This is a genomic window from Paenibacillus sp. W4I10 (assembly GCF_030816325.1).
GTDB lineage: Bacteria > Bacillota > Bacilli > Paenibacillales > Paenibacillaceae > Paenibacillus > Paenibacillus amylolyticus_B.
In genome coordinates, this window is sequence record NZ_JAUSXX010000001.1 from 5,061,429 (window position 1) to 5,087,833 (window position 26,405).

The window sequence follows — 26,405 nt, forward strand, 5'->3', positions numbered from 1 at the left end:
GACACTTCCTCTCACACAAAATTCACTTTTTAACCCCTACGAACTGGACTGTTACGTATAACATATCCATTAACAAACCTAAGTAAAACCTATTTAGCGTTAAAAAGCAAGTTTTTATGTACGGATGTGACGCAAATGCGGAGAGCAGCAACAATATGTCCATATATTAAACGTGAAGTGACATCGAACCCAAAAGAATATGCTCTTTTGTCAAAGAGACAACTCCATAATAAAAAAGACGGAGTCCCCTCCGCCTTCTGACTGTATACCCTTGGAGGATTACTCCTCACCAGGTTCCCCGCAAGAGCCCTCTAGCTCTCCATCCATCATATGTCCCTGCGCCCGTTTTGACACGAAGAGAATGTGTTTTTGTAAAAAAAGGGCAAGTTCCCCATGCGGCGGGATGAGCGCATTCATAGAATACCTCAGCATGTTCATCCCGAAGGGGGCTGCCCATTATGGACTATACTGGTTTATTGCATCAATTGATTGACGGAATGCGACGCCCTGAACCAGAGCAGGGAGGGCGATACTTGATCCGATTTACCAAACCGCAGCAGTACGAGGCCTGTCTCGTAGAATTGTCTCGAATGCGGAATGAATTCACCGACCTTGGGGCTGTCCGTTCCTCGCGACTGGCTCGTTCCATTATCGCTCCAGTCCAACGCCCGGAGGACCTATACCGCTATGGGGATGAAATTACGATTGAAGCAGACGTACCTATCTCCCTTCATGCCACCGCACTCCACAGCAAACCGAGCAATGCTCAAGGCGTACCCTGGGGAGTGAAGCAGATTCGGGCGCCCAAAGTATGGTCTGTGTCTACCGGACACCGGATTAAAATCGGTGTGATTGATACAGGTGCTGATTATCACCATCCTGATCTTCGTTATTCCCTTGCACGCGGAATCAATCTGTTAAACCGCAGCCTGCTTCCTCATGATGATAACGGACACGGCACCCACATTGCAGGGACTATCGCTGCTGCCAACAGTACTGCAGGCATGATTGGTGTAGCTCCACGCTCCCTGATCTATCCGGTGAAAGCATTTGACCACAACGGATCGGCTTATGTATCCGACATTGTACTTGGCATCGACTGGTGTGTACGTAACAAGGTCGATATCATCAATATGAGCTTTGGCATGAAAACACGCAGCAAGGCACTTCTTGACGTTGTCAACCGTGCGTACCATGCCGGAATCGTCATTGTTGCTTCGTCAGGAAATGACGGCAAACGCCGCAGTATTGATTATCCGGCAAGGTATCCGCAAACCATATCCGTTGGGGCAACCGACAAAAACAGACGTATTGCGTCCTTCAGCAATCGTGGCGCATATGTGGATGTCTATGCACCCGGTGATAAGATTGTCTCCTCCTGGGTACAAGGCAAGCATCACGAGATGAGCGGCACATCCATGGCGACGTCCCATGTGAGTGGCGCTATCGCCTTGCTGCTTTCAAAACATCCGGGTTTGTCCCCCAGCGAAATCAAGACACTCGTCAAACGTGCTACGATCCCGCTGCGCGCCCGCAAGACCACCACCGCAAAAAGCAAGGTGCGAGGTGGTGAGATTGATGCCCTGAAGCTAATGCAGGAGGGCGGGGAGTGAGCCAGCTCTGCCAGCCGTCAGCAGCACTTGATTGAGGCTCGTGGCGAAACGCAGTAGCCCGACCCAGGCAGTACGCATGATGGAGTATTACGTAGTGGCTGAGACTCTAGGTTACGCCCGCTGTGATGTCAGGGCAGGCTAGTGTACCTTGGACCAGGCATTTCGTTTTCTTCAACTCCGGGTACACAACCAAAAAAAGTCTCCATGTACCACGTTGAAGACACTCAACGTGGACATGGAGACTTTTTGCCTTAGGCAGAGCGGCGGTAGGCCGCGAGCCTGGAATTTACATTTTGTCTGGAGCGGTTACGCCTACCAGACGAAGCGCCGTTGCGATAACGGTACGCACAGCACCGATCAGCGCAAGACGTGCTTGAGTTTGCTGCGCATCTTCCGTAATGACACGTTCTGCACGGTAGTAACTGTGGAACAGGGATGCCAGCTCGTATACATAACGGATGATACGATGTGGCGCATATCCTGTTGCCGCTGCCGAGATTTCTTCAGGCAGCTCTCCCATTTTGCGGAGAAGATCATACTCGTGCTCTGTTGTCAGCTTGGACAGGTCAATCTGTGCCAGTGGCAGCAGTTCAATACCTTGTTCTTCAGCCTGACGGTATACGCTGCATACACGTGCATGCGCGTATTGTACGTAGAATACCGGATTCTCATTGGATGTCGAAATCGCAAGGTCCATGTCAAAGTCCAGATGGGAGTCCATGCTGCGCATTGTGAAGAAGTAACGAATGGCATCAATGCCGACTTCATCCATCAGGTCTTCCATCGTTACAGCTTTACCTGTACGCTTGGACATCTTCACTTTTTCACCGTTCTGGAACAAGCTCACCATCTGTGCAATCAAGACCACCAGTTTCTCAGGGTCATTACCCAGTGCTTGCATCGCGGCTTTCATCCGTGGAATATATCCATGGTGATCGGCACCCCAGATGTTAATCATCGTGTCGTATCCACGAGCATATTTGTCGCGGTGATAAGCAATATCTGGCGTCAGGTAAGTATACGTGCCATCGTTCTTGATCAATACACGTTCTTTGTCGTCACCGTACTGCATCGTTTTCAACCAAGTTGCTCCATCTTGCTCATAGATCTCATTGCGGTCACGCAATTCATCAAGTACTCGCAGCACTTCTCCGTTGTCGTACAGGGAAGTTTCGCTGAACCAGATGTCAAAGTTAACACGGAAGCGATTCAAGTCACGTTTGATCTTGTCCAGTTCCTTCTCCAGGCCAAAGTCACGGAAATAAGCCGCACGGTCACCCGGATGCATGGACAGCAATTCGTCACCCTTTTCAGCAACAAGTTGCTTGGCGAATCCTTTAATATCTTCACCGTGATAACCGTCTTCAGGCATCTCAGCATCCTGACCCAGCTCTTGCAGATAACGAGCTTCAATGGAACGAGCCAGATTAAACACCTGATTACCTGCATCATTAATGTAGTATTCACGGGTTACATCATATCCTGCGTAGTCAAGGATGTTACATAGTGCATCACCTACAGCTGCTCCACGGGCATGACCCAGATGCAGGCTGCCTGTCGGGTTGGCACTGACAAACTCCATCTCGACTTTGCGTCCTTCTCCGATGTTAATTCTTCCGTAATCTTCACCCTGCTCCTGCACAAGCGCAAGTACCGGGTAAAGGTAACTCTTGTCCAATTTGAAGTTAATGAATCCTGGGCCCGCAATCTCAGCCTTCTCGATTCCGGCTTCAGCCAGATTCAGATTGGCAATGATCTCTTCAGCAATCTGACGCGGATTGCGCTTGGCAATCTTGGTCAGCTGCATGGCAGCATTGGTCGCCAAGTCCCCGTGTGTCTTCTCACGCGGCACTTCCAGTGTGATGGCTGGCAATTCGTCCTGCGTAACAATTCCGGCCGCCACAATGGCGTTGCCGATGGCCGTACTTACCCGTTCGTTAATCGTATCTAGTGGATTACGTGTCATGAAATTGGTTCCTCCTGTATATGCAAACTAATCGCGAAATGTCCGGATTCTTCATCAAAGCGGTAAAAGTCGTAGCTCCACGCTGCGCGTGCGCTCAATCCCTGAATGGAAAGTTCCAGCTTCTGTGTATGCGTGGACAGGGCAAACGACATGTATGGTGATCGGTAGAAACCAGGAAGCTTCCGATTCAACTCAAAAGTCTGCTCCGACTCCACCTCACCATGACGTATAATCTTGATGGATTGTCCGTCCAGCTTCAATGTTGTACGGGTTGTACCTCCCTCGGGTCCAACCTGCGGTTCTTCATAACGAACATAAAGAACGGACCCTTTTAACACAGCTTCACCCTGCATTTCCTGCAGCACATCTTCACCTTCATAACGGCTGTGCAGCCGGATGTGTACCGGTCGCATGTTCGACATGAATGTTAACCTCCATTATATTCGAGGCGACGCAAAATCAGGCACGGCCGGTGAGAACAGCCCTTCCCGTATTGTTGTGTCGCTATACGCGCTCATATTCCCGGATAGCTCGCTATCCTACACTCTACTGTATAACTATATCCAGTTCCCTCGCTCAATTCAAATCCAAATTCAGAGTTTTTTCCTCATCAAGCCAAAAAAGAAGAGCCGCACCTGTAAAGTGCAACCCCCTTTTGCTTCATTATAATAAGATTCGTTCATCCGATCAGGCCCATTGGGATTCATAAGGAAAAGGACATGTTGACTCACTCAGCTTCGCTCGCACCTGTACGAGACAACCACAATGCCGACAAGTTGTGCCATATTGCAATCCCGGACAAGCAGAGCAGATGGATAGCCGACGTTCATATTCCTCATCCTGTACCGTCGGACGCGAACGCGAGGCAATCTCCACAAGTCTGGCCATTTGGGTATCGCTAATCTTCACATCGTACTGATCATTACACCCCTTGCAAGGTTCCTGTCTTTTCATGCATTATCCCTCTACAGCGAGCACCCCAACCGATGCTGGTGGAAGGACAAAACGCAGTGTGTTATTCTCCAGTGTGATTCCATCCCACGCCACAGGCTGAACATGATTAGGCTGTTCAAAAGTATTGAATGCACCAAAATCAGTATGGTGCAGAATCTGCCCCGTTACTTTAGCCGCTTGAGCTGCGTCCAGCTGACACACGACTTCCAACTCATCCGAGTGACTTAGATTACAAGCTGTCACATGAATGACCCCATCCTTGTTGCGGGAGGCTGACAAGCTGAGCTGAGGAATGGTTTCTTCTCCGAAGGTATACCCAGGGCTTTCATAATTCAAATCCAGTCGCTGCGCATCCATATGAACCTGATACATATCAAATACATGATACGTAGGGGTCAGGAGCATTTTGTCCCCTTCCGTGAGCACAAGCGATTGAAGTACATTGACGATCTGCGCAAGATTTGCCATGTGTACCCGTTTATTATGTTGGTTGAAAATATTCAGGTTAACACCTGCAAGCACAGCGTCCCGCATCGTGTTCTGTTGATACAGGAATCCTGGATTGGTTCCCGGCTCAACGTTATACCACGTACCCCATTCATCCACAATAATGCCAACTCTGCCCTCTGGATCATATTTGTCCATAATCTCGGAGTGCTTCACCAGTAATTCATCCATATGGAGCGTCTTTTTCAAGGTGGTGAACCATTCAGCCTCACCAAATCCTGTAGCTGCACCTTTATCATTCCACTCTCCTGTAGGGATGGTGTAATAATGAAGACTAATCCCATCCATAAAGCGAGCAGCCTCCCGCATCAGGACTTCCATCCATTCATAGTTGCCTTCGTTGGGTCCACAAGCAATTTTATAAATCTCGTTCCCGGAATAGTTACGTACATATGTAGCATACCGGCGATATTCATCCGCATAATATTCAGGACGCATATTGCCGCCGCATCCCCAGTTCTCATTTCCCACGCCAAAATACTTCATTTTCCACGGTTCTTCCCTACCGTTACTCTTACGCCAGTTCGCCATCGGGGATTCGCCGTCAAACGTGATGTACTCCACCCATTCCTGCATCTCTTGCACTGTACCGCTACCCAGGTTGCCACTAATATATGGCTCCGTGCCGAGCAACTCACATAATCTCAAGAATTCATGTGTACCAAAGTGATTGTTCTCTTCCACACCGCCCCAGTGTGTATTAATCATACGAGCACGCTCACTCTTCGGACCTACACCATCTTTCCAGTGATATTCATCGGCAAAACAACCGCCTGGCCAGCGAAGTACTGGAATATTAAGCTTCTGCAAGGCCGTCAATACATCATTTCGAATCCCATCCGTATTCGGAATGGGTGAATCTTCTCCTACCCACAGCCCCTCATAAATACAACGTCCCAAGTGTTCGGAAAAGTGACCATATATATTGCGATTTATTAATCCTTGATCTGAATCTGCCTTTAGAATAACATCAACCATGATTTCAACCCCCATAAATTGTATTGTTATCGCTTACAATAACTCGTTTTGGAGTAGGTTTCAACCGTTTTTATTTCTACACAAACAAGCCTCTTCCTGTGTAATTGATTAGGAAGAGGCTTGTTTGTTATAGAAATTCATGCAGAGGCATACCAAATTGATTTTTATTCATTTTTAATTTGGATTTGCTCGATTGTTATTTCAGAATAACAGGCTACTTAATCCTGCTCTGAAGGCAACAACATTTTTTGCGTCCACGTCGTTCCACCATCTGTAGTCTGATAGATCGCAGGAGAGTTATCACTTGTTACCACGAGCCAACCCGTCTTGGCCGATGGGAACGAGATACGAGAACTGTATCCCGGATCTTTCAGGTCAATATTTTTCCACGTGGAACCTTTATCATAAGAACGTCCAATACCCACTTTGCCAGCTGCGGGTGAACCCGCAGACAGATAAGCCGTCTGATTACCAATCAACGCCATGTTGCCGGGATGACCACCCGGGTTTGCTGGTCCGTTCCCTTTGCCCGTACTGTTTGTACCTGGTGCAGGACCTCCCCCTGCTGTGGATTGCGCAAATACTTGGGTCCAGTTCTTGCCTTGATTACCGCTCGCATAGAGGGAGTAGGATTGTTGGGACATGCCTGCATCACCATACAGAAGGGCCCATACTTGCTGACCATGTGCATACAGATCCGCTCCGCTCCATGTGTCTGAGACAACTCGAAGAGAGGTGGTCCAGTTTTTGCCGCCATCACTCGTTTGCTTCAGATGATATCCCGATCCAGGTACAACCACGACGGCATACCCTTGTTTCTCTGTTGCAAAGGCAGCTGCACGCGTGTTGGCAGGTGTATTCATTTTACTCCAGGTTACCCCGCCATCCTTCGTCTGATATGCACCATTATAGGTATAACCATAACCTACATCTTTATTGCGAAAATCGATTCGCTTGAATTGAATGCCCGGTGTATCAATCCGCGTCCAGTGCGATCCCCCATCGTTGGTACGGACCAGATAGGTTGCAGGTGAATCCTTCACTCGCGCCAGCGCATATCCGTTCACATTATTCGGAAAATCAAGCTGTGTGAATTGCCACTGCCCGGTATATATGGACTGCCACGTACATCCTGCATTCGAGGTGCCGATCAGGAAGCCCTCACCCCCAGCTCGTCCAGTCGTATCATTAAGAAAATCAATGTCCGTAAATTGCAGGTGTTGCTCTTCCACACCGCTGCCCTTTTTCAATGTAGCAGATAGTCCATGATCTCCCTTTCCACATACCTGTGAGGATGCGGCGTTAGCACCTGATAGCGTATGTACCGGACCCATCCCCCAAGCCAGCGTTAACGATAATGCGAGTGCACCAATCCCTTTCCATGTCATCGTACTCTTGGTTGTCATTGTAACACCTCCTTTTATGGTTTTACCCAAATATGATGGTTCTAACGTAACAATCTGATTAACCCCGATGACAATTTCGCAAGAAAAAAACCACCTTTACCCATGATTGGATCATGTAGGCAAGGGTGGTTCATCACCAAACATTGTGTACTCTAAGTTAAATGGGATACGTCACCACAGCAAGAATAACAAAACTGATACTTAATAAAAGGCATAAACTAAAATATATTTTGTTGTATTTATATTCACGAATACTATATGCAGCAAAAAGCATGGCCAGATCAGCCACCATCAACGTGAAGTTGAGAAATATCGTCACTGCTAATACAAAATTGATGACAAACACTATAAAAACTGCAGTTAGCCACTTGGGATACATACTCAATTGAGCCCGAATCACACGCATACACATTCACCTTCCTCTATTTCCATATTATACATAAATATTAAGATAGAGTCATACCAAGGCACGATATCTGCGTAAGAGGAGAGTCCATACTAACACATGAAATAAATGGTAGAGTCAGGGGAACATACGTGCTATAATTAATGTTATGGACTTTTGAATATCGGTGGATGTTTTCCCGACCACGGGCGCAGCTTCCCGAAAGGGGGTGACGTCGATGGTCAAACTTGTGGCGTTGCTTGATGTAATCCGATGGATTGCTGCGATCCTCAGTATTGTACTGAGTGGGCGAAAGCTTTACCGTTGGTTGCGCAAAAAGTTTCGTAGCAAGCGAAAACCCACCTCATAAGGTTGGACGCCTGACGGTGGGTTTCGCTTGAATAGCATTATTTAGTTCATGCGCGCCGTGGCAATCCACAGCCTTTCGGGTCCTAAGAGTTTTTACCGTTGACGCGGTGAAGACTCTTTTTTAGTATATGACCGAACCCGATCACCATATACTTCACGAATGTAATATATCAATTAATATACTACTGAATACTTATGTAGTCAGTATAGCACAGCTCTGTCCAAAAGTTAACAATACAAAAACGCCCTCCCCTGCGCAAATCTGAAACCGCGCAGACAGAGAGCGTTATACTTATCGATTATTCTGTGATTATTTCACGAATCCAAGCAGCATTTCACGGATCAGCTTCGCAGCTACAATCTGTGTCTGTTGTGTTGGATCATAGATTGGTGCAACTTCAACCAAGTCACAACCAACTACATTTACATCAGATCCCGCGATCATATGAATGGCTTCAAGCAGTTCCTTGGACGTAATACCGCCCGCCTCTGCTGTACCTGTTCCTGGTGCTGCTGACGGATCAAGCACATCGATGTCGATGGTCACATACACCGGACGGTTGCCCATCTTCGGAAGAGCTTCCTTCATCGGAGCTGCCACTTCAAATGGATAGAAGTTGATGTTCTCGCGACCATACTGGAACTCCTCACGGGAACCGGAACGGATACCGAACTGATAGATGTTTTGGCCACCCATCAACTCAGCTGCTTTACGCACTGGTGTGGAGTGGGACAATGGCTCGCCTTCATAGTTTTCACGAAGGTCAGCGTGTGCATCAATATGAATCAGGATAAGATCCGGGTATTTCTTGTACATCTGTTGGATGACTGGCCAAGTAACCAAATGCTCGCCACCGAGACCAACTGGGAATTTGTCGTCAGCGAGCAGACTGCCGATGTATTCATGAATTACTTCAAGGCTGCGTCCCGCGTTACCGAAAGGTAAGAGCAAGTCTCCAGCGTCAAAATACGTCATGTCTACAATGCTTTTGTCGAGATATGGGCTGTACTCTTCAAGTCCAACCGATGCCTGACGGATATGAGATGGGCCGAAACGGGAACCCGGACGGAAGCTGACAGTGTAATCCATCGGCATGCCATAGATAACCGCTTTGGAGTTCTCATAATCCTCAGAGCTGCAAATAAATACGTTTCCTGAATAAGCTTGATCCAGTTTCATTAATGATTTCCCCTTTTATTTCGTTAAATCTTCCACGAATTTAGGAAGTACAAATGCTGCTTTGTGCAGACGCGGAGAGTAATACTTGGTATCCATCTCCGGGATTTGAGTCTCATCCACTTCGAGCGGGTCATGTTTCTTGCTGCCCATAGTGAATGTCCACAAACCACTTGGATAGGTTGGAATATTACAGCCGTACACATGTACGATCGGGAAGATTTCTTTGACGTCTTTGTTCACCTTCTGGATCAGATCCGCCTTGAACCAAGGGTTGTCCGTTTGGGCAACGAAGATTCCGTCTTCTTTCAATGCTTCGTAGATGCCTTGATAGAACCCACGCTCAAACAATGGCGCAGCCGGGCCTACAGGCTCCGTAGAGTCTACGATGATCACATCGTATTCATTTTTATGTTCAATAATATGCATGTAGCCGTCGTTTACGAGCACTTCAACATTAGGCTCGTCCAACTTGCCGGCGATTTCAGGCAAATATTTTTTGGAGTATTCAATAACTTTACCGTCAATTTCGACGAGAACTGCTTTTTCTACAGCAGCATGTTTAATGACTTCACGAATGACTCCGCCATCGCCGCCACCGACAACCAGAACTTTTTTCGGATTCGGGTGAGTGTTCAGCGCAGGGTGTGCCGCCATTTCGTGATATACGAATTCGTCTTTTACAGTCGTCATCACCATGCCATCAAGAAGCAACATGTTACCGAATTCTTCGGTCTCTACCATGGCCAAATCTTGAAAATCCGTTTTCTCTGTAACATAGGTCTGCTTAATCTTCGCGGTGATCCCGAATACCGGGGTCTGTTTCTCCGTAAACCACAATTCCATAATCTCTACCTTCTTTCCGTAAAGTTAATGATCAGCCATACCCGACCAAGTGTTGTGCACTATAATCGGTTCGCCCAAGCACGTCCAGCGTTCGGCGCCATATCGCATTATCATTGCTGGCCTGCGGGAAAGGTCCGCGGTTCACTTCATTATATAGATTAAATTGACCTGAGCGTGCAGAGCGTCTGACTAATCAATGAATCAATGACTATTCGCCTGTTCGTCCTTACGCGCTTTAGTATCTTGTGCCGAATCTTACCTTTTCATTACCCTTTTGCATTATACGCGATTGACGTTTATACTGCAAAACGGTTTTTCCGACGAAAATGCTACATTTTGATTGCTTATGCACCCGATTGAATATCCCTGCCAATCAAGTCCCATACTGGAAGAAAAGAGAGGAGCCCGTTCCATGACCAAGCCAAATCAAAAGACCCGCAAACGCGGGTTCCGTGTACGTAAATTGTTTAAAAACCTGTCTCTGCTCGCCGTGCTCGCCATACTTGCTACCGCTGCAGGATTGGTCTATCTATACGCAACCAGCCTGCCCCTAGCAGACTCTGATCGGAATTCCAGATTACTGGACAGTCAAGGTGAAGTCATCGCTACCTTCTCTGCAGGTGGCAAAGACTCTGTACCCGTTCAACTGGAGGATATCGCTCCAGATCTGGTCAATGCCACTCTGGCTGTAGAGGACCGCAAATTCTATAATCACTACGGGTTCGACGTGCAAGGGATGGGACGGGCTGTGCTCGTTAACCTCGAACATATGCAGATGTCGCAGGGTGCGAGTACATTGACTCAACAGCTGGCGCGTAACCTGTATCTGTCTCATGAGAAAACATGGACTCGCAAAGCCAAGGAAGCCATGTACACGGCGCAATTGGAGATGAAATACAGCAAGGATGAAATTTTGCAGATGTATCTGAACGAAATCTATTATGGGCATGGTGCGTACGGAATCGAAGCGGCTTCACGAATGTATTTTGGCAAATCAGCCAAACAGTTGGATCTTGCAGAGAGTGCCATGTTGGCAGGAATCCCGAAAGGACCTACCTACTATTCACCCTATAACCATATGAAGAATGCCAAAGACCGACAGAAGATTGTGCTGAATGCCATGGCTGATATCGGCAAGATCACCCAGGCCGAAGCGGATAAGGCCTATGAGAAAATGCTATCGTTCAAACCGGAAAGCGAGCGTAAAACGGTGGAAAGCGCCCCTTATTTCCGTGACTATATCCGGAATCTGGCGATCAAAGAGTTGGGAATCAGTGAAGCGATGCTGGATCATGGGGGATTGAACATCTACACCACCCTGGATCTGCGTGTTCAAAAAGCAGCTGAAGACGCCATAGCGAAGGGTATGGATGCCAAAAGTGAGCTGGAGACGGCTCTGGTGTCCATCGACCCTCGGACGGGCTACATCAAAGCCATGGTGGGCGGCAAGAATTATCGCACCAATCAGATTAACCATGTTCTGGCGACAACGCGCCAGCCAGGTTCGGCGTTTAAACCCATTATGTATCTGGCAGCCCTGGAATCCAAGCAGCTCACCAGTGCATCCATATTTAACAGTGAACCTACCCTGTTTCACTATGACAATGACCGCAAAACCTATAAACCCGGCAACTTTGGAGACAAGTATCTGGGTGAGATTGATCTAAGGCAAGCGATCGCCGCTTCAGACAACATCTATGCGGTGAACACCATTATGCAGATCGGTCCTGAGCAGGTTGTGAGTATGGCAAAAAACCTCGGCATTACAAGCAACCTGAGCGCCGTACCTTCTCTTGCACTGGGAACGTCACCTGTCAGCCCGTTGGAGATGGCGTCGGCCTTTTCCGTCATTGCTGCTGGTGGACAACGGACGCCACCTGTCGCCATTCTGCAAGTGACGGATGCCGCAGGACGTGTGCTCTATGAATCGCCTCAAACCAAGGCTGAGACCGTCGTGGAACCTGCAGCAGCTTATGTCCTAACTCGTTTAATGGAAAGTGTCTTCGAAAATGGAGGAACGGGCAACCGGGTGTCTAAGGCGATTAAACGTCCGGTAGCCGGAAAAACTGGCACAACCAATACAGATGCCTGGTTGGTTGGATTCACACCGGAGCTCTCCACCGCGGTATGGGTTGGTTACGACCAAGGCAAAGCCATCTCCACTTCGGATGGCCGCCGGGCTGCGCCGATCTTTGCCCAGTTCACAGAGCAGGCACTTGCGAGCGTACCACCCAAAATCTTCACCGTGCCTGATCATGTCGTAAGTGTATATATTGACCCGGAATCCGGCAAGCTGGCAGGCAACGGTTGCGAAGAGAAAACGATTGGAAGTTTTTATTGATGGTACTGAACCGACAGAGGTATGTCATGGTACGAAGGATGATTCGGATTCTGGAGAAGATGAGAAGACCCGTCAGGTACAGAATCAACAAGGCATACAGGAAGAGAAACATTCCTGGTGGGGAGATTTCAAACGTTGGTGGGTAGAATGACGCAAATACGCGATGACTTAGTTACGTCACCTATGACCCCTGGTTATACTAAGCATTTGGAAATTCACTTCGGATGAAAACTCATAATTATTCAGATCGTTGAATACGATTAATGCACAAGCAAAAGACCCCCAACCGAACTTTCCGGTCGAGGGGCCTTTTGTTTTTTTCTTTTATACTGTGTTGAATGATCTGCCTTAGGCGAGTGCTTCTTTCAATTCATCTGGAGAAGCATTCCACCATTCTTCGTTGTGTGAGATCAACAGTGTCTTAAGTGCAGCTCGAGCTTCGGGTCCAAGCTCATCCAGCATGAAGCGACGCTTCAAGGCATAATCCATGCGATTCACATGTTCCGCCAGCAGTTTCCATCCACGTCTTGCTTCCGTATCAATCCACATCTCACATGCCGTTGCTCCACCATACAGTTGGCCTTCCTCCGTGCGATCGACAGCTACCCACACCAGCCATACCTGGCGTCCGTTGGGCACATCTTCACGATTGGTAGAGAACTTGATATTGCGTTCCACCTTGCTCTTCGCATGCATCGCACCGATATCGATTTTGGCCTCTCCATTATCAATAATGACCGGGGAAAGGTTATTCAGATCAATGGAGCCTGCACCGAAGCCTTTATGCTTGCTTTTTGCACTAACGATATTCAAGGCAATTTGTTTTTTGCCGTTTTGCTCGTTTTGGTCCATGTTTATAACCTCCAAGGGTTGATACAAATATTTTAACTAATAATTGTCCCATTGCAAACATATACATGCTTTAGATGCTTGTCAACGGGAGGTATTTAACGATGATTCCACGACGCGCCAAGAGCTGGCTCACTGCATCCCTGGCCCTGTGTGTACTTGCCGGAGGGATATGGATCACTCTGGGTTATAATCGCTCAACTCATTCCGAATTGCCAGTACTCGCCCCCGAATCGGGCAAGCCCAAGGCAATAGCTCCAACCCCAGCACCTCCAGAAAGTGTACAGACCCCTACAGCCGAAGTGTACAGCAACCGTGTTGTGGAATATCACATGGATGTGAAGCTGGTCGATGGAAACGTATTGAAAGGGACTCAGACGATCACCTGGACTCATCCAGGCAAAAAAACCGTCAGCGAGCTTTACTTTCATATGTATCCCAACGCTTTCTCTTCTGCTGACACCACCTTTATGAAGGAATCCGGTGGAAAGCTTCGGGGTGATGTCATGCCTACCAATGGTTATGGCTCCATGAACATTACCGAAATGAAAACGGAGGACGGGCTCTCTCTGCTGCACCGGATGCAGTATGTGCAACCAGATGACGGAAATATCAAGGATTCCACCCTCATTAAAGTACGCCTGCCCAAACCCGTCAAAGGCGGGGAAAGTATCACACTCCACACCCGATTTGAAGTGAATCTGCCAAAGATTTTTGCCCGGATGGGAACTGCTGATCATTTTGTCATGGCAGGTCAATGGTTTCCCAAATTAAGTGCCTATGAACCTGTGGGCAGACGTGGACGAACAACGGAAGGCTGGAATCTGCACCAGTACCATGGCAATTCAGAGTTTTACGCTGACTTCGGTATATATAGTGTACGTATTCGGGTGCCTGAAACATACAAAGTGGCTGCTACCGGATTTCCAACGCAGCAAGCCGTGGTGAAGAACGGAGAAAAGGTCTATCAATTCTACGCCGATGATGTGCATGACTTCGCATGGGCAGCCTCACCCGATTTTGTGTACGCAGAGGAGCCATTCTCCGCACCCAATGTGCCTGGTGTACGAATCAAGTTATATCTGGACCCTGCTCATCAGGATCTGAAAGAACGTTATTTCTACGCCGCGAAGGCCGCACTAGCTAATTATAGCAAATGGTTTGGCCCGTATCCTTACGCAACCTTATCCATTGTAGTTCCACCCAAAGCGGGGAACGGTGCTGGAGGTATGGAATACCCTACGCTAGTTACGGCCTTTGGAGCCGATGATACTACCCCAGGTTATGACCTGGAACGTACCGTAGTCCACGAGATTGGACACCAGTACTTCTACGGCATGGTTGCCAGCAACGAATTCGAGGAAGCCTGGCTGGATGAGGGGTTCACTTCTTATGCAGAAGACAAACTGATGGAGCAGGAATATGGATTGATACCGAATCTGCCGGTACAATCGGGACTGATTACGTCTCCTTCATCCTTAACACAAGAATCCTGGAAGTTTGATTCACAGAATGAGTATGCAGCCAATGTCTATACACGTGGCAAGCTTGTGTTGCTTGGTATCGAACATCAAGTCGGTGCAAAAAAGATGGAACGTATTCTCTCTACCTATGTGAAGAAGTACCGCTTCAAACATCCCACTTCGGCTGATTTTCAGAACGTTGTGGAACAAGTGACCCGCACTTCCTGGTCTGATTATTTTGATCAATATGTCTATGGTAACGGGATGGCTGACTTTGCTGTAGAGAAGATTCGTGTTACGCCTGTACAGAAAGACGGCCAAACATTGTACGAGTCATCCGTGACGATCGCAAAAAAAGGGAGTGATTACAACGCCGTTCCTGTTCGCATTGCTTTTGAAGACGGGCATATCCTCACCAAGCAATGGAATGGTAAAGAAGATCGCATCACCTATAAATTAACTCACACATCCCCCGTATCCTGGGCCATGACCGATCCCCTGTACTCGATCGTGCTGGAGAACCGCCATATGAACAATTTCCTGAAATCCGGACTGGATGAGCGGGCGAAGTCCCGCTGGAGCATGAGTGTAACCAAACTAATAGAAGCCATATTCGGAGGTCTGTCATGGTGAGGTGGAAACGGTGAAAGCGAAAATACGTGAAGGCTGGTTTCTCGTCCGTCAGCATATGTTCATTGCCGCACTCTTATTTCTCTATCAACTCATTTGGGGATATTTCTTCTATCGAATGGTACAATCGGCTGTCATCCCGCTGCTCCTGCGCTATCCAGATGCTGATGCAGGGGAGCTGAGTACACTTTTGTTCAAAATGGAAAGTCAACTTAACCTGTCTACCCATCCGGAGGTTCATCGTTATCTATGGATTCTAGGGGGCATGCTGCTGGTTCGCATGTTGATCAGCCCCCTCATTCAGGCAGGACTGCTCTACTCACTTCAGCACTTTAATTCTACAGAAGAGCGCATCCCCTTTGTCCGCGGAATCAAAAATCTGTGGAAACCGATGCTGCTGCTTCACACCATACGTACTTTATTGATACTTCTGCCCGCCTACTGGCTCATACCGAAGCTCTACTCGATTCTCATGGACGGATTTCATTCCCTTCAATTACTTTTGCCTGGTATACCTTATGTTGCTGCCTGGATTGTATATGGTTGGATCATCCACCATGCCATACTCTACATGCAGTTCGGTGTGTCGGCACCAGAAGGAGAAGGCGGGGCTCACGGTACTCTCAAAGCACTCTGGATTGCACTGCGTCATCTCACCGCTGTAATCGGCATTGCACTCCTGCTGGGCGGAGTACACCTGCTCGTCTTTGGGGCATTCACTTCAGCCTCATGGTTATTAACGGGACTTACCGGACTTATACTACAACAGACGTATCCACTTGCCAGATGTCTATTAAGTCTGTGGAAAATATGCAGCCATTTCCGATTATGGCAGTCCAAAATATCCAAAGGTGAGAGCACATAGTTTAAAAATTGTTACCATCACATGTTAAACTCATGGCCTAATATGTACTTATAAATAGGCAGACCTCAACCTTTCCCCGTCAAAGGTCGAGGTTTTTTTTGCTAAATTTGTTGTTAAACGTTGCCAAAGCCGTACTCCTCTGTTACAATAATCGCAGTGAGTTTTTAGTAACAACTTTGTAATCTTTACATTCATATTTGTAACTACTTAAAATTAAATCGTCATTTCTTGATTTCGCAGGTGCATAACTAGCATAGCCAAATTCCTGGCACCTGGGAAGCGGGGGAACCAGTTATGGGTGAATTGATCTTGCTACAGAGGGATCATAGGGGACCTTCAACCGAATCCTTAAGCTAACCTCGCAGGCGTTGGAAGGGGAATATCTCTTGTTCAAGAAGAAATTAACCGCAGCTGTACTTAGCATCACATTCGCTTTATCGCTTGGTGCAGGTAGCGCATTCGCAGATTCAAAGATGGACACAGTAATTGATTCAGCAATGGGAACTACATACAAAAGTGGGGGAACAACGCTTAACGGCTTTGACTGCTCCGGATTTACACGGTATGTATTCGACAAGTTGGGTATTGATTTGGCACGCCAATCCAGTTCCCAATTCGACATGGGCGATTCCGTATCCCGCATGGAAATGAGAGCTGGCGATCTGGTGTTCTTTAATACAACAGGTAAAGGCGTATCCCATGTAGGAATCTTTGTAGGGGATGGAAAGTTCGCACACTCCTCTTCTTCCAAAGGCGTTACGATCAGTGCATTGAGTGAAAACTATTGGGCCAATCGTTATGTTGGCGCGAAACGGATTATGAGCACGGACGCATATGAATCACTGGCCCTTGACTAGGGACAAGCTGAGCAACATGATGCTGTAACCATTAACCATACTGGAACGAAGCAAGAAGCATAACAGAACCGCCCGGTACATTCTCCGCAGGAATGTATCCGGCGGTTTTTTTGTGCTTCAATCCTTATTTATATTGCAAGTTATACTCGGGGTATATCCTGCGACATCAGCAAGTCCATTTTGCGTTCGTTTGTCCGTGCCCTTATGATGTTTTTACCCATCCCGTTATAATATAAACGGAATTACCGGAACTTTTGTTTCATTTTTTTTCTTGGGAAGGAAGACTTGCTAAATGAACATCTCTTTTGTAGAGTGGACAAAGAGTTCTGTTTCAAGGAAAGGAGCATGCAGGTGTATGAAGGAAACCCCTGTGACGTTTCACGTTGTACCCATGCGAGAAGAACATGCGGAGCTTATCTGCAGTTGGCAGTATGACCCGCCTTACAATATCTACAGCTGGCTCCCCTGGGAGCAGATGAAAGCTCTGGAAGTGGAATTCGGAGATGCACAGCTGCGGCAAGAGCAATATGCGATCGTCCTGGATCAGAACGATCGTATATGTGGGTTTGCTCAATACTTCCCACTTCAAGGGGTAACCCGGATTGGCCTTGGCATGCATCCAGAGCTGTGTGGTCAGGGTCAAGGCACAGCTTTTGTCACGGCCATTGTACAGGAAGCCATTCGCCGAAATCCGAAGAATGAGATCGATCTGGAAGTGCTCACTTGGAATGCTCGTGCCATTCAAGTCTATCTGAAGAGTGGATTTGTCACCCAGGATACATACGAACGACAGACCCCAAACGGCTTAAAGCCCTTTCACTGTATGGTTTATGAAGGGCCTCGTGATTAAAATGCATTGCAAAACAACCAAATTTGCGCCTTGTTATGTGATTAGTTCAAAAATTTCCCACAAAATGCTATGATGTCAGTACAGGTTCCGTTATAATGATATGGATAGTTTCAGGTTAGATGATCTTTCATTCTGGAGGGGACATAAGGGATGCACAAATGGATCATGAGCGGAGTATTTTTTGCAGCATGCGCTTTAGCTATTGTTTTAATGTTTACGCTTCCAGGGAAAGAAGAAGTGGCTGAAGAAGCCAAGCCAACCATGCCGGAAGTAACATTGGATGCCGGACAGGCTGAAGCACTGGTCAAAGCCAATTGTATCTCCTGTCACGGGGATCAGCTTCAAGGTGGCGTAGGACCTGCTCTGGCAAACATCGGTAGTCAGGATGATCTGGAGAAGATCTACACTACGATTGTCAAAGGTAAAGGTGGTATGCCTTCCTTCAAGGGCAAACTGCAGGATGAAGAGATTGCCAATATTGCCATGTGGCTGTCAGAGAAGAAATAATCTCTGCACACGCATAACAAAGAGGCGCTTAATCCCCTTTTGGGAGAATAAGAGCCTCTTTGTTATATCAATTATTAAGCCTCTGCGGCATGCTCAGCCAGAAAGGCCTCAACTTCACGTGCGGACGGCATCCCGGACTGGGCGCCGAGCTTTGTCACGGATAACGCGGCCGCACCCATGGCGAAGCCTACGGCCGCGTCCAACGTCTCACCGCGCGCGAGGGCTACCGCCAGCGCGCCGTTGAAGCAATCGCCAGCGCCGGTCGTATCGACGGCGCTTACGGCGTAGCCGGGCGCACGGCACGCGCCGGCACGCCCTGCTTGTACGCGGCCACCAGGCGCCGCCGCGTACACAGCCCCCTCGGGGCCGAGCGTCGTGACGACAGCGGCCCCGAGGGATGCGGCGAGCTCTGCGACCGCCGCATCCAGGTCTTCCGGCCGGAGATGATCCCGGCCGGTAAGCACGGCAAGCTCACTGCGGTTCGGCGTGACAACGTCGACGCACCGCAGGAGCTCCTGGGGCAGACCCGGCACCGCGGGAGCCGGGTTGAGCACCACCAGTGCGCTGCCTTCAGCCGCCAGTTGGGCGGCGCGGGTAACCGCTGGCAGCGGGATCTCCAGCTGCAGCAGCACCGCTGCGGCTGCAGTCAGGCTTTTTACCGTATCCGCTTCTTCCAGCATCGCTGGCACCACTTGCCCATTCGCACCAGGAATAATGATAATCCGGTTGTCTCCCCGAGAGAGCCAGATGGAAGCCGTCCCTGTAACCGTGTCTTCCAATATGCGAACCTGCGAGGCATCTGCCCCACTTTCCGTCAGACTGTGCAGCAGACGTTCGCCAAAACCGTCCGATCCCACCGCACCGATCATCGTAGTCTGTCCACCCAGACGCGCAGCGGCAACAGCCTGGTTCGCCCCTTTTCCACCAGCGAGATAATGCAGCTCCTCACCACTCACCGTCTCTCCCTCTTCCGGAATCGTGTCTGTCTTCACCACGAGATCCATATTGAGACTGCCTACGACAGCAATAAGAGGTTGTTTCTGATTATAGTCTGACATGTATGGTTCACTCACTTCTGGCCGCGCGATAATAACTGACCTCGTTATTCCGACCTCATTTTGTCATAAGCTTCGTTATATTGCCCTGCTTCCTTGATATCTACAGATGTGATACCACCCGCATCCCATGAAGTGAGACGCAGCGTAACCGTTGTATAATCAATCGTAATAAAAGGATGATGATTGAATGCTTCCGAGATCGCAGCGACCTCATCCACAAATGCAATCCCTTTCATGTAGTTGGAGAACACGAATTTACGTACAATCCACCGTCCCTCTTCCAGTTCCCAGCCTTCCAGCCTTCCCAGATGAGCTTCGACTTCCTCTTGCGAAAAAACCATGCGTTATCTTCCTCCCCATAGGATGGTACATTACAGACTTGAGTCCGTATAACCACCGACACCTTCGGCGCTATCAACAGCAACCTCAAAGGCCAGGCTCACCGCCATTCGGTTGGCCCATTTCACGACTAACATCTTACCACGGACAAGCTTCAAAATCCAATCAACTACGTGGCATAGAACCACTAACCATAAGGCTTTGAGGGCAATTCCAGTTCCATTCATACCCTTGAAAATGCATGTAAACGCACTAAATTAAAGGTACAAACGTCAACTCTTCTTCCCCGATCAAAATATGAATGCGGTGCTGTTCCTTATCATGGATGACCACGCCACTTCCAACCGGAATAACAGACTCCTCGCCCAGCGCATAGAACAAATCCTCCGCCAACGCCTCATCCACTTCAAGTTGGTCAGATGCAGCCAGTCTCTCCCACTCTTCCGCGTCCATTTCAAAGAAAACATACCGATCCGGTATGCGTCCGATTGCCGTTGTCAGATCTGTCAAAATTCCTTCATAATCCCGTCCATGCTTTACGCCCATTGGCTTTTCACTCCTATTATTCGGCCCCTAAGGAGCGGATTTGATCTTATTATACCTGAAAATAGCCCTTAAAAAAAAAGGCCTTCTGGTCGATAAATACATATATGACCGTTTTAACTGTTTTAGCAACCGTAAGGAATGCCTAACATTGAACGGATTGCGGCCAAAAATTCGTCCGGAAGCCCGAATACAGCCGCTTGAAAGGATTCAATTTTATCTCATGGATGAGGTGTATGATGAACATTTCAACGATTATTGGACTAGTTTTTGGACTGGTCTCCCTTGTACTCGGTATGTTCCTGAAGGGTGCGCCCTTAATCAACCTGGTTAACAATCCGGCAGCCTACGTTATTATCTTTGTTGGTACAGCAGGAACTATCTTTATCGCATTTCCAATGTCTGAAGTTAAGAAAATCCCTAAGCTTTTCGGGATTATTTTCAAAAATCAAGTACTTATTGATCGAGTGTCTCTGATCGGCACGTTTATGGATTGGGCTTCCACTACCCGTCGTGAAGGTTTGCTTGCACTGGAATCAAAAGTAGAAGAGATTGACGATCAGTTCCTTCGTGGCGGTATGCGTATGATTATCGACGGCAACGATCAGGAATTTGTAAGTGATGTACTGATGGAAGATATTCATGCTACAGAAGAGCGCCACCGTGGCGGTGCTTTGATCTTCGCTCAGGCGGGGATGTACGCGCCAACGCTCGGGGTTCTCGGGGCCGTTGTAGGTCTCATCGCAGCACTTGCCGATCTCAGTGACATGGAGAAACTCTCCCATGCGATTGCGGCAGCATTTATCGCAACACTCCTTGGTATATTTAGTGGTTACGTGTTATGGCACCCGATGTCTAACAAGCTGAAGCGGATGTCCAAGCAAGAAATGGAGATCAAGCTGATGATGGTTGAAGGATTGTTATCCATACAGTCTGGTGTATCCACCATTGCCATCAACCAAAAGTTATCCGTATTCCTGACACCTTCCGAACGTAAACAACTGGAAGAGAAGGAGGGATCATCAGGTGAAAAAGGCTAAAAAGCACGAACCACATGAAGAACATATAGACGAGAGCTGGTTGCTTCCCTATTCTGACTTGATGACCTTGTTGCTTGCCCTGTTTATCACGTTGTTCTCCATGAGTTCACTCGATGCAGCCAAGTTCGAGCAGATGGCTTCCGCACTAAGCAGTGCATTGAATGGAGGCTCCGGTGTTCTGGATCATACGTCCATGAATCCGGATACGCCAGGTGCCGATCTGGGTAAGAACAAACAGGAACCTACAGAAATCACCAAGAAAACACCAGCTCAGATAACGGATGCACAGATGGCTCAAAAAGAGCAGGAAGATCTGGAGAAGCTCAAGAAACGGCTTGACCAGTATATCTCGAAGAACGGACTTTCGGACCAGCTGAACACCAAGCTGAATCAGTCTGAATTGAAGATCACCATCAGTGATAACGCCCTGTTCTCCTCAGGCCGAGCAGATGTAAAGCCTGAATCACGATCCTTGGCCAAAGCAATCTCAAGCATGCTACAAGAGTTCCCTGAATATGAAGTGGTTGTATCCGGTCATACCGATAATATTCCCATTTCGAACAACCAATATAAGGATAACTGGGATTTGAGTGCAGATCGTGCGCTCAACTTCCTGAAAATCCTGTTGCTGAACTCGCAATTGGACCCTTCCAAATTCACACCAAGTGGTTATGGAGAGTATCACCCGATTGCCAGCAATGACACTAATACCGGACGGGCACAGAATCGCCGTGTAGAGGTATCTATCATTCGGAAGTATCAAAGTAACAATACAAATGTAAAAGCCGTTGGCGAAGGAAACTAGAGGCCTGCAGCGATTCATTAACCAAAGACCGTTCTCCAGGTACAAGGAGAACGGTCTTTGGGGTTTATATAAGGCTTATGCTTGGTTTATCTCTACATTTTTTCACACTATTTTGGAAGATTCACCTGTCAACTATTCCAGTGAATAGTCCAACAGACCGCCCAACTCTGCTTTTTCAGCAGCGGTAAGCTCTCTCCAAGAACCTGTCGCCATTTCTCCAAGATGAATGTTCATGATCCGAATACGCTTCAACTTACGAACCTCGTAGCCAAAGGCACTACACATCCGCCGAATCTGACGGTTCTTTCCTTCAGTCAGGATGATACGGAATACTCGATCCGTCATCCGGGTCACTGTACAAGGCAGGGTCATTTCACCCAGGATCTTCACCCCAGTGCTCATACCTCTAAGGAAACTCGGGGTTACAGATCGATCAACAGTAACGATATACTCTTTCTCATGGCGTCCTTCTGATCTAAGAATCCGGTTAACGATATCACCATCATTGGTCATCAGGATCAAACCTTCTGAGTCCTTATCCAAGCGCCCAATTGGAAAGATACGTTCATCGTGTCCGACAAAATCAACGATATTCCCCTGAATATGCTGCTCAGTTGTGCTTGTGATCCCGATCGGTTTATTCAACGCAATATATACGTGTTTTCTCTTTTCCTTAATCGGTTTGCCATTAATTCGTACATCGTCGCCTTCTTCTGCCTGACTGCCCAGTTCAGCCTTAACTCCATTAATAGTTACCTGACCACTATCCACCAACTTGTCGGCTTCACGCCGGGAGCAATAACCTGTTTCACTAATAAATTTATTAATACGCAAAAGGTAATCTCACCTCATCTATCTCTCTTCATCTGTAATTGGTTCATCCGTTACCTGATCTGCCTCAATAACTTCCGGTTGTTGCTCGGATGCAGGCAGTTCAATGATAACCGTTGTTCCCTTGTTCATGACGCTTTTAATATCCATCATGCCCTTATGTGATTGAATAATGCGCTGACTGACCATCAGGCCAAGCCCTGTTCCAGACTCTTTATTCGTAAAGAAGGGCTCCCCAAGCTTGGGCATCATCTCTTCCGGGATACCGATCCCTTCATCCCTGATCTCAATTCTGACGCGTTTCGACTGTTCGTCATGCTTGAGCTTGATATGGATGCTTCCTCCATTTGGCATGGCCTCCATACCATTTTTCAGCAAATTGATGAATACCTGCTTCAGCTGGTTCTCTTCACAGTGTACCATAGCCGAATCGGATGAGGCACGCAGTACAAATTCTACACCATGCAGATGCGCCTGACTATCCAGTAACGAGATGACATCGCCAAGAATAAAACGAATATCCCGATTCTGAAAATGAACCGCCTGCGGTTTGGCCAAGATCAGAAATTCACCAACAATAAGGTTGATGCGATCCAGCTCTGATAACATCAGATCCAGATGACGATGATTCAGCTTGTTGCTCTCTTGCTGTAACTGTAGGAATCCGCGCAGCGTGGTCAGTGGATTACGAATCTCATGTGCCACACCTGCTGCAAGCTGGCCCACGGTTGTTAGCTTCTCAGACCGTCTGAGCAGCTCTTCCATCCGATTACGACTTGTAATGTCCCTGGAGACACTAATGAGCGCGGTAATCTCTCCAGCCTCGTCTCGCACCGGAGCCGTACTGACACTGACCTCTACTCGGGTCCCGTCTTTCTTCATCCAGGTGGTTTCGTTGGACGTAATGGACATTCCCTCAACGAGTTGGGCATGCTGACGTTTCATTTCTTCTTCTGCCTCTGGCGGGATGATCTTCAGATTACGACCTTCCACCTCACGACTTCGAAAGCCATATAATTGTTCAAATGCCCGGTTAACCCGCAGCACTTTTCCTTCAAGATCCGTAATGTGAATGGCATCCGCTGTCTGATTGATAATGGACTCCAGATGCTCTTTCACCGCCCGATTCTCTTCATACATCTGTTTCAGACGACTCGTATAATGGCCCAGATTACGAATCATGGCATTAATACGATTGGCCAGTTGGCCAAGTTCATCCTTCCTCCGGACTTTCAGACGGAAATCAAAGTGCCCATCCGCTACTTCATTCACTTTGCCCAATATGGATTGGATCGGACGTGTGATATACCCTGCTAGCAAATAGCTGCCAAAGATGACGATCTCCAGCAAAACCAACGATATGGAGGCATGGCTCACCAACTGCTCAGATACCATGGAGGATATTTGCTTATAATCCATGACAATACTGATCACATAGGAAGACTGATTGGGTGTGAAAATCGGAATAAAACTCTTCAGTACCTTCTGTTCGTGCGTTTCACTGACAAAAGATACATTTTGCCCTGTTCGAATGGCGCGCACCACAGCACGATGATCCTCATCCGTAGAACCATACTGGTATGTACCAAAACGAATCGGTCTGTTATTCAACTTGCTAAAGTTCGAATCTCTTCCGTCATCACCCATGTTCGGGCTGCCAAAAGTCAACGGATTGATGCCTGTAATCTCCAGAATGGAGGGATTGACCTCACGAATTTTATTCAAAATCTCATCCGGACTAGAGATTTTCACATAGTCATCAACTTCCGTATTATTATAGAAGGGATTGATTATGTAGTTTCTCTTTCCATCATGGTAGTAACCCCAGATATCAATATCCGAAGGACTGGATGTAGAATATTCGAATCCATCTGACCAGAAATGCTCCAACTTCTGCCCTTGGGGAATCGTCACCTGTTGTTTTTCAAACAACTGCTTAAAGGCCTGATACCAATAAGTCATGGATTTGGTGGACAGCCCGATTTCTCTCGGATCTGAGGAGCGGCTAACCACAATATCATCATCCGTCTGCTCCATTAATGAAATATGCGAAACGCCGACCTTTTGGCTCAAGCGTACAAGTTCTTCATTTGTGATATTATTAATATCCGGGTCCAATTCTTCCGCTGCCATGACAGCAGCAAGCCACAGATTGTTTCCAATCTGCCGTTTTACATAATCCGAACTGTATTGATTCTGTTCGACAGCAACTGCAATCTGCTTTGCAGTGAGCACCATCTTGGTTTCACTGTCCTGCCTCAGATTCTCTTCTGTAGTATAATAACTCAGTGCGATATTCAACACTAAAATAACGAGCACTGAGCACGACATAATCATGGATAATTTCGTTTTAATAGACAAGTTTTTTGTTCACCTCTCGGCTTGTACCCTCTGGCGATATATGGCAAAACCTATCTCCATCATAACGCTTGTATGTCTTTTTGAAAAGGATAATTGACCTGTGTCCAAAAGTTACCGAATGACTGAAAAGCTCGAAATTCGTTGTTTTTTGCATTTTCGAACTCTACAATGAAATTAATCACTATATTTATCCACATACCCACAGGCTTGTGGATAGTTTGTTTATAACTATGTGAGCAACTATACGGTTATCCACATTTCTATACACAACATGTTAACAACCCGAATGCTTGTTCGCTGAATAAACGATTTTGGAAGGAGTTATATAGTAATGACTGACCATTTTCTTCAGACCGATCTTGCGCATTTATCTGAGGAAGCTCAGCATGAGCACTGGATGCGGGAGGCCATTGCCGAGGCCTACAAGGCTGAGGCTCTTGGGGAAGTACCGATTGGAGCTGTAATTGTACAAAACAACCAAATCATTGGTCGGGGATACAATCTGCGTGAAACTACACTGGATTCCACCGCCCATGCAGAGATGGTGGCTATTCGTCAGGCCAGCGAGACCATCGGAGCTTGGCGTTTGTTGGATTGTTCTCTGTACGTCACATTGGAACCTTGTCCGATGTGTGCAGGTGCGATTGTACAATCCAGGGTCCCCCGCGTAATCTATGGTACAGCTGATCCCAAGGCAGGCTGTGCAGGTACACTGATGAACCTGCTACAGGAGCCTCGTTTTAACCATCGCACCGAGGTGATTCCGGATATCCTTCAGCCTGAATGCTCCACGATGCTAACTCAATTTTTCAGAAGTCTGCGCCAAAAGTTAAAGTAGTCACCGACTACGAACATCCCAATTAGA

24 protein-coding genes, 1 pseudogene and 1 riboswitch are annotated in these 26,405 nt (G+C 47.6%); of the genes and pseudogenes, 11 read left to right on the forward strand and 14 right to left on the reverse strand.

Translation table 11 applies throughout. The annotated features are described in order from the left end of the window. Window positions 1–458 precede the first annotated feature (458 nt). Window positions 459–1,613, forward strand: coding sequence for a S8 family peptidase (locus QF049_RS22820; protein WP_307540794.1), 1,155 nt, complete (start codon window positions 459–461; stop codon window positions 1,611–1,613). Window positions 1,614–1,899: 286 nt separating this feature from the next. On the opposite strand, the gene argS is transcribed toward QF049_RS22820, so the two are convergent. The 5 genes from argS to QF049_RS22845 all read right to left on the reverse strand — a co-directional run bounded on the left by argS (window position 1,900) and on the right by QF049_RS22845 (window position 7,424). Further along, window positions 1,900–3,579, reverse strand: coding sequence for an arginine--tRNA ligase (gene argS / locus QF049_RS22825; RefSeq protein WP_237178609.1), 1,680 nt, complete (start codon window positions 3,577–3,579; stop codon window positions 1,900–1,902). Continuing rightward, a complete protein-coding gene (locus tag QF049_RS22830) occupies window positions 3,576–4,001 on the reverse strand; it encodes a YwiB family protein (RefSeq protein ID WP_307540800.1) in 426 nt (141 codons plus the stop codon). The genes argS and QF049_RS22830 overlap by 4 nt, the downstream gene beginning before the upstream one ends. Window positions 4,002–4,266: 265 nt before the next feature. Continuing rightward, window positions 4,267–4,533 (reverse strand): DUF6171 family protein, encoded by a 267-nt coding sequence (locus QF049_RS22835; RefSeq protein WP_307540802.1) that lies wholly within the window; start codon window positions 4,531–4,533, stop codon window positions 4,267–4,269. Window positions 4,534–4,536: 3 nt separating this feature from the next. After that, the gene (locus QF049_RS22840) at window positions 4,537–6,018 is read right to left on the reverse strand and encodes an alpha-N-arabinofuranosidase (RefSeq protein ID WP_307540803.1); all 1,482 of its coding nucleotides are present in this window, start codon (window positions 6,016–6,018) and stop codon (window positions 4,537–4,539) included. Between the two features lie 218 nt (window positions 6,019–6,236). Continuing rightward, window positions 6,237–7,424, reverse strand: a complete 1,188-nt coding sequence (locus QF049_RS22845) for a WD40/YVTN/BNR-like repeat-containing protein (protein ID WP_307540805.1) — start codon at window positions 7,422–7,424, stop codon at window positions 6,237–6,239. 623 nt (window positions 7,425–8,047) lie between these two features. Here QF049_RS22845 and QF049_RS22850 point away from each other — a divergent pair. Next, window positions 8,048–8,179 (forward strand): hypothetical protein, encoded by a 132-nt coding sequence (locus QF049_RS22850; RefSeq protein WP_017691304.1) that lies wholly within the window; start codon window positions 8,048–8,050, stop codon window positions 8,177–8,179. A gap of 309 nt (window positions 8,180–8,488) precedes the next feature. Here the strand turns inward: QF049_RS22850 and speB are convergent, their stop codons facing one another. Both speB and speE read right to left on the reverse strand, forming a co-directional pair. Further along, entirely contained in the window at window positions 8,489–9,358 is an 870-nt protein-coding gene (gene speB / locus QF049_RS22855) for an agmatinase (RefSeq protein ID WP_017691305.1), read from the reverse strand. Between the two features lie 15 nt (window positions 9,359–9,373). Beyond that, entirely contained in the window at window positions 9,374–10,201 is an 828-nt protein-coding gene (gene speE / locus QF049_RS22860) for a polyamine aminopropyltransferase (protein WP_017691306.1), read from the reverse strand. Window positions 10,202–10,613: 412 nt separating this feature from the next. Between speE and QF049_RS22865 the strand changes: the two are divergent. Then, window positions 10,614–12,693 (forward strand): annotated as a pseudogene (locus tag QF049_RS22865) (transglycosylase domain-containing protein). Between the two features lie 197 nt (window positions 12,694–12,890). On the opposite strand, the gene QF049_RS22870 reads toward QF049_RS22865, so the two are convergent. Further along, complete coding sequence (locus QF049_RS22870) at window positions 12,891–13,394, reverse strand: YwhD family protein (RefSeq protein ID WP_124118860.1); 504 nt, start codon at window positions 13,392–13,394, stop codon at window positions 12,891–12,893. A 101-nt stretch (window positions 13,395–13,495) separates the two neighbouring features. On the opposite strand from QF049_RS22870, the gene QF049_RS22875 reads away from it, so the two are divergent. The 5 genes from QF049_RS22875 to QF049_RS22895 all read left to right on the forward strand — a co-directional run bounded on the left by QF049_RS22875 (window position 13,496) and on the right by QF049_RS22895 (window position 18,563). Beyond that, window positions 13,496–15,487, forward strand: coding sequence for a M1 family metallopeptidase (locus tag QF049_RS22875; protein ID WP_307540809.1), 1,992 nt, complete (start codon window positions 13,496–13,498; stop codon window positions 15,485–15,487). A gap of 10 nt (window positions 15,488–15,497) precedes the next feature. Then, a complete protein-coding gene (locus tag QF049_RS22880; RefSeq protein ID WP_307540811.1) occupies window positions 15,498–16,349 on the forward strand; it encodes a hypothetical protein in 852 nt (283 codons plus the stop codon). A gap of 245 nt (window positions 16,350–16,594) precedes the next feature. Beyond that, a riboswitch (cyclic di-AMP (ydaO/yuaA leader) is annotated at window positions 16,595–16,732 on the forward strand. Window positions 16,733–16,735: 3 nt separating this feature from the next. After that, window positions 16,736–17,206 (forward strand): C40 family peptidase, encoded by a 471-nt coding sequence (locus QF049_RS22885; RefSeq protein WP_036607285.1) that lies wholly within the window; start codon window positions 16,736–16,738, stop codon window positions 17,204–17,206. 355 nt (window positions 17,207–17,561) lie between these two features. After that, window positions 17,562–18,056, forward strand: a complete 495-nt coding sequence (locus tag QF049_RS22890) for a GNAT family N-acetyltransferase (protein WP_307540813.1) — start codon at window positions 17,562–17,564, stop codon at window positions 18,054–18,056. A gap of 150 nt (window positions 18,057–18,206) precedes the next feature. Further along, window positions 18,207–18,563, forward strand: a complete 357-nt coding sequence (locus QF049_RS22895) for a c-type cytochrome (RefSeq protein WP_124118856.1) — start codon at window positions 18,207–18,209, stop codon at window positions 18,561–18,563. Window positions 18,564–18,637: 74 nt separating this feature from the next. On the opposite strand, the gene rbsK is transcribed toward QF049_RS22895, so the two are convergent. The 4 genes from rbsK to QF049_RS22915 all read right to left on the reverse strand — a co-directional run bounded on the left by rbsK (window position 18,638) and on the right by QF049_RS22915 (window position 20,506). Continuing rightward, the gene (gene rbsK, locus QF049_RS22900) at window positions 18,638–19,621 is read right to left on the reverse strand and encodes a ribokinase (RefSeq protein WP_307540817.1); all 984 of its coding nucleotides are present in this window, start codon (window positions 19,619–19,621) and stop codon (window positions 18,638–18,640) included. 44 nt (window positions 19,622–19,665) lie between these two features. Beyond that, entirely contained in the window at window positions 19,666–19,962 is a 297-nt protein-coding gene (locus tag QF049_RS22905) for a 4a-hydroxytetrahydrobiopterin dehydratase (protein WP_062838136.1), read from the reverse strand. Between the two features lie 30 nt (window positions 19,963–19,992). Further along, window positions 19,993–20,148, reverse strand: a complete 156-nt coding sequence (locus QF049_RS22910; protein WP_307540821.1) for a hypothetical protein — start codon at window positions 20,146–20,148, stop codon at window positions 19,993–19,995. A gap of 64 nt (window positions 20,149–20,212) precedes the next feature. Then, window positions 20,213–20,506, reverse strand: a complete 294-nt coding sequence (locus tag QF049_RS22915; RefSeq protein ID WP_074092938.1) for a hypothetical protein — start codon at window positions 20,504–20,506, stop codon at window positions 20,213–20,215. Between the two features lie 236 nt (window positions 20,507–20,742). Here QF049_RS22915 and motA point away from each other — a divergent pair, with 236 nt between their 5' ends. Both motA and motB read left to right on the forward strand, forming a co-directional pair. Continuing rightward, window positions 20,743–21,543 (forward strand): flagellar motor stator protein MotA, encoded by an 801-nt coding sequence (gene motA / locus QF049_RS22920; protein WP_017691317.1) that lies wholly within the window; start codon window positions 20,743–20,745, stop codon window positions 21,541–21,543. After that, on the forward strand, window positions 21,530–22,348 hold the full coding sequence (gene motB / locus QF049_RS22925; RefSeq protein ID WP_124118854.1) for a flagellar motor protein MotB: 819 nt from the start codon (window positions 21,530–21,532) through the stop codon (window positions 22,346–22,348). The genes motA and motB overlap by 14 nt, the downstream gene beginning before the upstream one ends. A 132-nt stretch (window positions 22,349–22,480) precedes the next feature. Here the strand turns inward: motB and QF049_RS22930 are convergent, their stop codons facing one another. Next, window positions 22,481–23,182: a pseudouridine synthase gene (locus QF049_RS22930; protein ID WP_124118853.1), complete on the reverse strand. Its 702-nt coding sequence runs from the start codon at window positions 23,180–23,182 to the stop codon at window positions 22,481–22,483. Window positions 23,183–23,200: 18 nt separating this feature from the next. Next, window positions 23,201–25,540, reverse strand: a complete 2,340-nt coding sequence (locus QF049_RS22935) for an ATP-binding protein (protein ID WP_307540826.1) — start codon at window positions 25,538–25,540, stop codon at window positions 23,201–23,203. A gap of 331 nt (window positions 25,541–25,871) precedes the next feature. On the opposite strand from QF049_RS22935, the gene tadA reads away from it, so the two are divergent. Then, the gene (gene tadA, locus QF049_RS22940) at window positions 25,872–26,378 is read left to right on the forward strand and encodes a tRNA adenosine(34) deaminase TadA (RefSeq protein ID WP_017691321.1); all 507 of its coding nucleotides are present in this window, start codon (window positions 25,872–25,874) and stop codon (window positions 26,376–26,378) included. The last annotated feature ends 27 nt before the right edge of the window (window positions 26,379–26,405 follow it).